6 protein-coding genes are annotated in these 5,235 nt (G+C 64.9%); 5 read left to right on the forward strand and 1 reads right to left on the reverse strand.

Annotated features, from left to right (window positions below; genetic code table 11):
* On the forward strand, positions 1-202 hold a 202-nt coding region (locus tag ACE039_RS12080), incomplete at its 5' end, for an AzlD domain-containing protein (RefSeq protein ID WP_485822469.1).
* A gap of 323 nt (positions 203-525) precedes the next feature.
* Positions 526-2,019, forward strand: a complete 1,494-nt coding sequence (locus ACE039_RS12085) for a DEAD/DEAH box helicase (RefSeq protein WP_485822470.1) — start codon at positions 526-528, stop codon at positions 2,017-2,019.
* 76 nt (positions 2,020-2,095) lie between these two features.
* On the opposite strand, the gene ACE039_RS12090 is transcribed toward ACE039_RS12085, so the two are convergent.
* On the reverse strand, positions 2,096-2,479 hold the full coding sequence (locus tag ACE039_RS12090) for a thioredoxin family protein (RefSeq protein WP_105555337.1): 384 nt from the start codon (positions 2,477-2,479) through the stop codon (positions 2,096-2,098).
* A gap of 63 nt (positions 2,480-2,542) precedes the next feature.
* On the opposite strand from ACE039_RS12090, the gene ACE039_RS12095 reads away from it, so the two are divergent.
* The 3 genes from ACE039_RS12095 (at position 2,543) to ACE039_RS12105 (ending at position 5,223) form a co-directional block, all read left to right on the forward strand.
* Positions 2,543-3,352, forward strand: coding sequence for an EI24 domain-containing protein (locus ACE039_RS12095; protein WP_485822471.1), 810 nt, complete (start codon positions 2,543-2,545; stop codon positions 3,350-3,352).
* Between the two features lie 35 nt (positions 3,353-3,387).
* Entirely contained in the window at positions 3,388-4,203 is an 816-nt protein-coding gene (locus ACE039_RS12100) for a competence/damage-inducible protein A (protein WP_313464580.1), read from the forward strand.
* Positions 4,204-4,359: 156 nt separating this feature from the next.
* Positions 4,360-5,223, forward strand: a complete 864-nt coding sequence (locus tag ACE039_RS12105; RefSeq protein ID WP_448709728.1) for an IclR family transcriptional regulator — start codon at positions 4,360-4,362, stop codon at positions 5,221-5,223.
* The last annotated feature ends 12 nt before the right edge of the window (positions 5,224-5,235 follow it).

Here is a 5,235-nt window from a genome sequence, read left to right on the forward strand (position 1 = left end):
GCGCTATGCGCCCGCCGCGGCGCTGACGGCCATCGTGGTGCCGGACCTGCTGCCCTGGAAGGCGGGGTTGGGACCAGTCTTCGACTACAAACTGGTGGCCGGCGTGGTGGCCATCCTGGTGTTCCTGCGCACCCGCAGCGCGGTGATGGTGATCGTCGTCGGCATGGTCGTGTTGTGGGGCCTGCGCTGGCTGGCGGGCTGACATGCCAATTTTGGTCACAAATAGTCCATCTGGTGGACATACACGCTGTTTGAGCGTGTGGTAAGGCGGCTGCGCTAAAATTAAGTTATCCACAGCAATCCGGGCCTGGTACTGCCCTCATAAGTATCGAATCCAGAATGCGCCGACTGGCCTTGCAAGGCCGGGTGCCGATTGCCCGTGAAGCCTATCGCGCTTCGCGGCAATGTGCGTGCCGTCGCATTGCGGCCACGCGTATTCGGGTTGCCCCGATGCATATGTAGTGCAGTGCATGTAGCACTCTCGTTTTGTTCTTTTTCACTGGTCCCGGTATCTGCCAAACCCTGATGACTGAATCCACTCAATCCGTAGCACCTCCCGTTGACGCGCCCGCGCCGACGTTCGCCGATTTCGGGCTGCATCCCCTGTTGCTGCAGTCCATCGCCGAAACCGGCTACACCATTCCCACGCCCATCCAGGCCCAAGCCATCCCCGTCGTGGTGGAAGGGCGCGATGTCATGGGCGCCGCCCAGACAGGCACCGGCAAGACGGCCGCGTTCACGCTGCCCATCCTGCACCGGCTGATGCCGCTGGCGAATACCAGCGCGTCGCCCGCGCGCCATCCGGTGCGTGCGCTGATCCTCACGCCCACGCGTGAACTGGCCGACCAGGTGTACGAAAGCGTCAAGCGCTACAGCAAGCAGACGCCGTTGCGGTCTGCCGTGGTGTTTGGCGGCGTGGATATTGGTCCGCAGAAGGAAGCACTGCGCCGCGGTTGCGAAGTGCTGGTGGCGACTCCCGGCCGCTTGCTGGACCACGTCGAACAAAAGAACGTGAATCTCAGCCAAGTCGGCATCCTGGTGCTGGACGAAGCGGACCGCATGCTGGATATGGGCTTTTTGCCCGACCTGGAACGCATCATCCGACTGCTGCCCACGCAGCGTCAGGGCCTTCTGTTTTCGGCCACCTTCAGCAACGAAATCCGCAAGCTCGGCCGTTCGTATCTGAACCAGCCCGTTGAAATCGAAGTCGCGGCGCGCAATGCCACGGCGACGACGATCACGCAGATCGCCTACAAGATGTCGAGCGACGCGAAGCGCGCCGCCGTTGTGCATCTGGTGAAGTCGCGTGGGTTGAAGCAGGTCATCGTGTTCTCGAACACCAAGATCGGCACCGCGCGCCTGGCCCGCGAACTGGAACGCGACGGGGTCAAAGCCGAATCGATCCACGGCGACAAGACGCAGGCCGACCGCATGAAAGCGCTGGAAGCCTTCAAGGCGGGTGAACTCGAAGTGCTGGTGGCCACCGACGTGGCGGCCCGCGGCCTGGACGTGGCCGGTGTGCCTTGCGTCATCAATTACGACTTGCCCTACAACGCCGAAGACTACGTCCACCGTATCGGCCGTACCGGCCGCGCCGGCGCATCCGGCGAGGCCATCGCGCTGTTCACGGCCGACGAAGAGCGTTTCCTGCTCGACATCGAAAAGCTGATCAAGCGCGAAGTGCCGCGCGGCACCCTTGATCTGCCGGCCGACGCCGTGGCGCGTAGCCATCGCCGCAGCGACGAGCGCACGGGTTCTTCGCGCGAAGGCCGTGAAAGCCGTGAAGGCCGCGATGCCGGCCGCGGCGATCGTGGTGATCGCGGCCGTTCGTCGGACCGCCGCTCGGGTTACACCTCGGGCGGTTCGCGTCAACCGGTCGACGACTTCTTCCTGAAACCGTACGAGCCCTCGTCGACCGCCCCGGCCGCCGAAGAACCGGCGGCCAACAGCAACGGCAATACGTCTTCGACGCCCAAGCGCCAGGTGGCGGTACTGCTGGGCGGTTCGCGCAAGAACTGACGCCTTCCGGCATAAAAAAACCCGCAACGCCGAAAGGCCTTGCGGGTTTTTTCATGATGGGACGACCGGCGCCGGCTCAGGCTGCCAGTAATTTCGGCAGGTCGGGCAGTTCCGTGATGACGGCCGGGCTGTTTTCATCCACGCTTTCCAGCAGCCGTTCCAGGTGCCCGATGTGCGGCAGCATGGGGCCGTAGAACACCACTCGGCGGCCGATCTGCACCAGCAGGGTAGGGAAGTTCTCGACGTCTTCATCGCCCAGCAGTTCCGCGTGATCTTCGATGTCGATCCAGGCGAAGACGTGCTGCGGCAGTGTGGCGGCCAGCGCCTCGAGTTTGGGCTTGTATTGCTCGCAGGTGTCGCACCAGGCCGCGCAGAAGCAGGCCACCAGCCAGGTGTCGGGGGTTGCGCCAAGCCGCGCGCGCAGGGCGGCAAGGTCGGTACCGGGTACGAGTAGAGACATGTCAGCAGATGAAGGCGTGTTTGACTATCATACCCGGGATGTCCACCGCCTTTTTCCGCTCCCATGACCGCTTTGCGCACTGATTCCACCCCGCCCGGCAATGGCCGCCTAACCGCCGCCGGGGCCGGCGCCGTCTCCGTGGGCCAGGCGTTCAAGCGCGCGCTGGTATCGCAATGCCATCCCAGCATGCTGTTCGCGGTGCTGCTGCCGTTCCTGATCGCGCTGATCGGCGCCTTCTTGCTGCTGTACCTGTTCTGGACGCCGCTCAATGCGTGGCTGGCCGCCGAGGCCGCGCGCTGGGACTTCGTCAACCGCGCAGAGGACTGGATGCTGGCGATGGGGCTGTTCTCGCTCAAGATCTATCTTGTTCCCATCATCGCGGTGGCCATCCTGTTGCCGGTATCCGGCATCCTGGGCCTGGCGATCGCGGCAGTCTTCGTGATGCCGCTTGTCCTGCGCCACGTTGGGCAGCGCGAATACGCCACTGTCACGCGGCAGGGCAAGAACGCCACGGCGGTCAGCGTCTGGAACGCGGTGTGGGTGTCCGCGGCGTTTGCCGCCGGCTGGCTGTTGACGCTGCCGTTATGGCTGGCGCCGCCGATGGCCATCGTGTTGTCGATCTTCTGGTGGGCGTTCGCGTTCTCGCGCATGATGCGCGTGGACGCCATCGTCGAACACGCCAGCCCGGACGAGCGCAAGCTGATCCTGGAACGCCATAACGGCGGCTTCTGGAGTATTGGCTTGATCTGCTCGCTATTGAACCTGTTGCCGCCCGCCTGGATTATCCTGCCGGTGTTCTCGGCGCTGGTCTACGCGCATTACGGACTGGAAGCGCTGAAGCGCTTGCGCGAGGACCGCGTCATCGACGCCTGACCGGCGTCTCTTCCCTTTACCTTTTGGAACCGGACATGGCCGCAGAATCCGCCGCCCGCCGTATTGGCCTCATCATCGTCGGGGATGAAATCCTCTCCGGCCGCCGTCAGGACAAGCACTTTTCCAAGGTCGTCGAGCTTCTCAGCGCGCGCGGCATGCAGCTGAGTTGGGCGGAAGTGCTGCCCGATGACCGCGATACGCTGGCGGCCGCTTATCGGCGCAGCTTCGCCACCGGCGACGTCGTGCTTTCGTGCGGCGGCATCGGCGGCACGCCCGACGACCACACCCGCCAGGCGGCTGCCGCGGCGCTGGGCCTGCCGCTGGCCTTGCACCCCGAGGCCGAAGAGGCGATCGCGTTGCGCACCGCCGAAATGGCGGCCAAGGGACAGGGCACCGCCGACATGAGCGCGCCCGAGAATCAGCAGCGCCTGCAGATGGGCATGTTCCCGGCAGGTTGCGAGATTGTCCCGAACCCGTACAACCGCATCCCCGGCTTCTTCATCCAGGACCACACTTTCGTGCCCGGCTTCCCGGTCATGGCGTGGCCGATGCTGGAATGGACCCTCGATACCCGCTATCGTGCACTGCAGCATGTACGGGCGCATGTTGAGCATTCCTTCCTGGTGTTCAGCATGCCCGAATCGCGCATCACGCCGGCCATGGTCAGCGTTGAAACGCGCTGGCCCGACGTGCGGGCCTTCAGCTTGCCGAGTGTCGGCGAGGCCGGCGGCACGCCGCATATCGAGCTGGGCGTCAAGGGCGAACCGGCCGCTTCCGCAGAGGCGCTGGAATTTTTACGGGCCGAAGTGCTGCGCCTGGGCGGAAAGCTGGCGCCGCCGCCCGCGAACTAGGCCGGATCGGCAATAAACGGGTGCGGACCCGTTTATTGCTTAAAAACCGATTGCCAAATGGCGCGGTAAATTTCACAATACGGGAAAGAACTGTTTGCTGCGTTGCCGCAAGGCCGGTCTTTTTCGGCGGCGCGGCGCAAGCCCGAACCTGCCCCTATGCCCCGTCTTTCACCCCCCCGCAATCCCCTGGACGCCGAAACCGAAGGCGCTTCCGCTCACCCCATCGCCATCCAGGTGATCGAGCGCGCCATGCGCCTGCTGGACGCGCTTGCCGCGCAGCAGGATCCGGTGACCCTGAAGGAATTGTCCGCCACCACCGGCCTGCATGCGTCCACCGCGCACCGCATCCTGAATGACCTGGTCGTGGGCCGCTACGTCGAACGCGTCGACAACGGCCTGTATCAGCTAGGCATGCGCTTGCTGGAACTGGGGTCGCTGGTGAAAGGGCGGCTGAACGTGCGCGAGGCGGCCATTTCGGCCATGCGCTCGCTGCACAAACTGACCGGGCAAACCATCAACCTGTCGGTCCAGCAAGGCGACGAAATCGTCTACATCGACCGCGCCTGGAGCGAGCGCTCCGGCATGCAGGTGGTTCGCGCCATTGGCGGCCGCGCCCCCTTGCACCTGACCTCCACCGGTAAACTGTTCCTGTCCACCGGAGACACGCGGCAGGTCCGGGCCTATGCGTTGCGCACCGGCCTGGCCGGCCACACGCGCAACAGCCTGACCGACCTGGAGCGCCTGGAGCGCGAGTTGGCCCTGGTGCGCCGCCACGGTTACGCCCGCGACAACGAAGAACTGGAGCTCGGTGTGCGGTGCATCGCCGCGGGCATTTTCGACGACACCGGCAAGCTGGTGGCGGGCCTGTCCATCTCGGCCCCGGCCGAGCGCTTGCAGGACGACTGGATCAAGGCCCTGGTCGACACGGCGGCCAGTATTTCGGAAGCGCTGGGCTACGAGCCCTCGGTATCCCCGGGTTTCAACGGGCTTGGGATGGCGGCGGAAGCCCTGCGCCCGTAGGATGGGGCCGGG

The organism is Achromobacter maghribensis, assembly GCF_057334215.1.